Source organism: Allorhodopirellula heiligendammensis (assembly GCF_007860105.1).
Classification (GTDB): domain Bacteria; phylum Planctomycetota; class Planctomycetia; order Pirellulales; family Pirellulaceae; genus Rhodopirellula; species Rhodopirellula heiligendammensis.
This window is the reverse complement of the sequence record NZ_SJPU01000024.1, coordinates 1-3,317: the sequence shown is the minus strand read 5'-3', so window position 1 is coordinate 3,317 and position 3,317 is coordinate 1. Positions and strand designations below refer to the sequence as shown.

At 54.0% G+C, this 3,317-nt stretch carries 6 protein-coding genes; 5 read left to right on the top strand and 1 reads right to left on the bottom strand.

The window, feature by feature from the left end; all coding sequences use genetic code 11:
* Positions 1-210: 210 nt before the first annotated feature.
* Positions 211-360 (bottom strand): hypothetical protein, encoded by a 150-nt coding sequence (locus Poly21_RS28165; protein WP_302120786.1) that lies wholly within the window; start codon positions 358-360, stop codon positions 211-213.
* A gap of 760 nt (positions 361-1,120) precedes the next feature.
* Here Poly21_RS28165 and Poly21_RS26700 point away from each other — a divergent pair.
* The 5 genes from Poly21_RS26700 to Poly21_RS26680 all read left to right on the top strand — a co-directional run.
* Positions 1,121-1,483: a hypothetical protein gene (locus tag Poly21_RS26700; RefSeq protein WP_146410115.1), complete on the top strand. Its 363-nt coding sequence runs from the start codon at positions 1,121-1,123 to the stop codon at positions 1,481-1,483.
* 119 nt (positions 1,484-1,602) lie between these two features.
* Positions 1,603-1,740, top strand: coding sequence for a hypothetical protein (locus Poly21_RS28160; protein ID WP_302120784.1), 138 nt, complete (start codon positions 1,603-1,605; stop codon positions 1,738-1,740).
* A 63-nt stretch (positions 1,741-1,803) separates the two neighbouring features.
* On the top strand, positions 1,804-2,214 hold the full coding sequence (locus tag Poly21_RS26695) for a hypothetical protein (RefSeq protein ID WP_146410114.1): 411 nt from the start codon (positions 1,804-1,806) through the stop codon (positions 2,212-2,214).
* 73 nt (positions 2,215-2,287) lie between these two features.
* Positions 2,288-2,707: a hypothetical protein gene (locus Poly21_RS26690; protein WP_146410113.1), complete on the top strand. Its 420-nt coding sequence runs from the start codon at positions 2,288-2,290 to the stop codon at positions 2,705-2,707.
* A gap of 386 nt (positions 2,708-3,093) precedes the next feature.
* Positions 3,094-3,317: Y-family DNA polymerase (locus Poly21_RS26680; RefSeq protein WP_496109479.1), on the top strand; the 224-nt coding region annotated here is incomplete at its 3' end.

The window sequence follows — 3,317 nt, the reverse complement described above, 5'->3', positions numbered from 1 at the left end:
TTCAGGATGCTGCTCCGATGATTGTCTTCCGCACGAGCGCACCCGACACTCGTCCACCACACGAAAACGTTGGAAAAATGATGGTAATCTGCCCACCATGGACTTGATAGTTCGTTCGAGTCTCTGCATCGCACGTTCTCCCCAGCTTTCGCCAGTAACACCAAATTCTAAACGTTTCGCCCGTTGATGACGGGCTGGATTCTTTCAGTCCTACATCGCTTTGTCACCGATCTGATTATTTCCAGCGACTCCGGTGGCAACGGGCATTTCTCTGATCACCACCGCTTCTTCTCGCAAGCGACTTGGGGCATCGACCTGCTCTTTCACCAGCGTGGCCGCACACTCTGAACCGAAACTCAATCGCTTCGCTGGGCTCCTTTGACGAGAATCGACATGGAGCGGTTTGCCAGCGATCCGGACCGGCGTTGTTGCCTCCGATCAGAGGCAAAGCCCGAGAACGTTTTTAAAATCCGGANTTTGNCGCTNCGGTTCAANAATCTNTCCGGNNGCGTTGAAGATGCTCGTCGCGAAGTTAATCCCTCCCGGGTAAGCCCACNCCTANCATTCAGAAACCAGGATCCCGACCGTCTGGATCACCCAGCGTCCCTTCCTCAAGGAGTGCTTTCCCCGTTCTTGTTGACCGGGGGTCTGGCGCCAGCGAGAATCACGCACGCGTCGGTGAGACAAGCTTGTTGAATCGGTAAGAACGCGTAGGTGTATTCTGCGGCGGACGCGGATAGTTTCTTTTCTCACCGGGCCAACGGCTGAGAAACGAATTCAACGGATGAAGAGGTCTGCGATTTAGCCTTTACAATCGGCCATGGTTGATCATCGCAGTCGCCTACTCGCACTTCAGAACCTGTGCCATCGCATTCTGCTTGCAACCGGATCCCAAACTTGCGAAGCTAGATCCAATACAGACGGGGGATGCCAGTGACAATTCCCCGCCGAACCGGCGATAAGACGTTTCTCTCGCCCTTATCTCCGGACCAACCGGGGATAGTTAGATTGTTATCCGACATAAAGATTTACCTCTTTGCAAAGTCCAAAAGTACAGCCGATCGGTAAACGCGACGCAATGTTTTGCGTGCTGTTCCTCTCAGTCGTAATCGCGATATGCATGACGCAAATCGCAGACTCGGAAAGTTGGATTGAGTGGTTAACGATACTCATGCCGGCAATCGCTGTGGGAACGCTCAAGATGCGATTTCGGCTCTCGATCTTTGCTGCATCTGCCATCTTATACCCAATCACGATCGCCTGGGGATTCGCCAATGGTGTAACATATTCGATGAACTGGAATCGGACACCACACGACTTCTTTGAGCGGAACACCCTTGGTGTCGAACAGCCAATCCATTTCGGGCTCGTCTGCGCGCAGATTTGGATCGCGTTTGGTATCTTGTACACAGCGGCTTTTGCCGGTTTTGCATGGCTGACAGCTGTCGTCGTCGCGAGAGGTCTGGAGAATCATCGCACATAGTCAATGACGGCGGATAACCAAGGGTTGTTACGGCGCCGGGCTTGCTTGCGTCTTGAATTGGAACGTCAATCTTCGCGGCCCGCAAAACCCTACCGTTCGCCACGAAACTTAAACAACGCATGCCAATGACACCGGAAGAAGTCGAGGAACGACTGAGCGAACTCGGCTCACTGATTGTCTCCCAAGACTTTGGGAAGATGGAAGATCTGCATCTGGCTCGTGAGATGGTCGACATCGCCTCCACGTTTTCCGGCTGAAAATCACGAATGGATCGCCTTGTATTCGAACGACCTGTTGGCAACCGGAAGTATTGGCTGGCAATGGCGGCCACGATCGTTCTGGCGATTGCATTTTTGGGGGCTGGGTCATCCGGCAACTTCTGGATGGCCTATCCTATGGCGGCGTTCCAGATCGTCTTTGCTGTCGCCCTGTTGATTCGCAGACCAAGCTCATTTGTTATTGTCGAGGCGGACACGATATCATGGTGCGAAGATGGACTGTTCTGGCCATCGTCTAGCGTGGTGTCGTTTTTGGAAATACAGTCCGTCGCGTTAAAGCACCAAGGCGGTCGCCAGACAATTGTCCTCGCCAATCGCTTTTCAAAGCCGTGGGTGATTTCTGACAACTGCTTTTTGGACGGGCACGGCGTTATTGACGCCATTCGCGTGCAGCGTCCGGGGCTGACCGTCTTGTCAGATAACTCGGAACGGACAGAAACACCATCGCAATGAAATACTGCAATTGTCTCTCTGTCGCGGCGTCTGATCACCTTTTCGCTATCCAGTCATATAAGCTGAAATCGGAATGCCCCCAGCACGGAATCTAATCGCGTTCGCTGGCCTGTTGATTGTCGGGGGCTGCTTCGTCGTGTTTTGGAACCGACCCACTCACGGCTACGGCTATACCCGCGACGCTTCGCCGGTGTACGGTCTACCTGAGGACGCATCCGACATCGACTTTTATGATTATGGCTACATGCCAAATACAGCTTTCAGTTTCCAAACTACCGAAGCAAACTTCAACACATGGAGCCGGACGTTTAGCGGCATCTCATTGATTTCAGATCGAAGTGGAAGCATTTACTATATCGAGCCGACTGGTGAAGGTCACGCTGTCTCGACCGCGGACGGAATCGAGTACGGTTGGACCGAGGAGGACCGCGGTCAGCACACCTTGTACGACAGACCATCTGGCCGTGCGTACTATTGGAGTCACACCCGGTGAACATCAGGACAAGCTGTTTATCCGACGGAAGTTGTCATCGGTACGGATTGTCGGACGTCTGATCCCAGAATCGCCGGTTCGTATCCGAGGCACCATTCCCCGGCAAAAACATGTCTCGGACGGAAACGCAACCTGCAATACACACGGTCGCTAAGATTAGTACAAAGATCAATTTTTGCATCATCCCTTCTCCTTTTCAGCCGTTTACGGCCTTAACCTCTCCTGCGTCAACCCCGATTCTAGCCAGCAAATAACCTGATGGCCGCTGGACACGATGGCGGTTCCGAGATCCGCACCGTCCCCGCCCGATAGATGCCGTGTATCTTGGGCGGCTTCACCGACGCGCTCCCGCGTCAGGGTACGCCGAATCCTCAGACAGCACCGCAATGATCCTGCACGTTGACATGGATGCGTTCTACGCATCCGTCGAAGAACGCGAGCGACCTGAACTGGTCGGGCGTCCGGTCGTTGTCGGGGGAACTCCCGAGGGGCGTGGCGTTGTCGCAGCGGCAAACTACGAGGCGCGTAAATTTGGCGTGCATAGTGCCATGCCAATGGCGACAGCGTTGCGGCTCTGCCCCGATGTCGTCGTCTTGCCCGTTCGGATGAG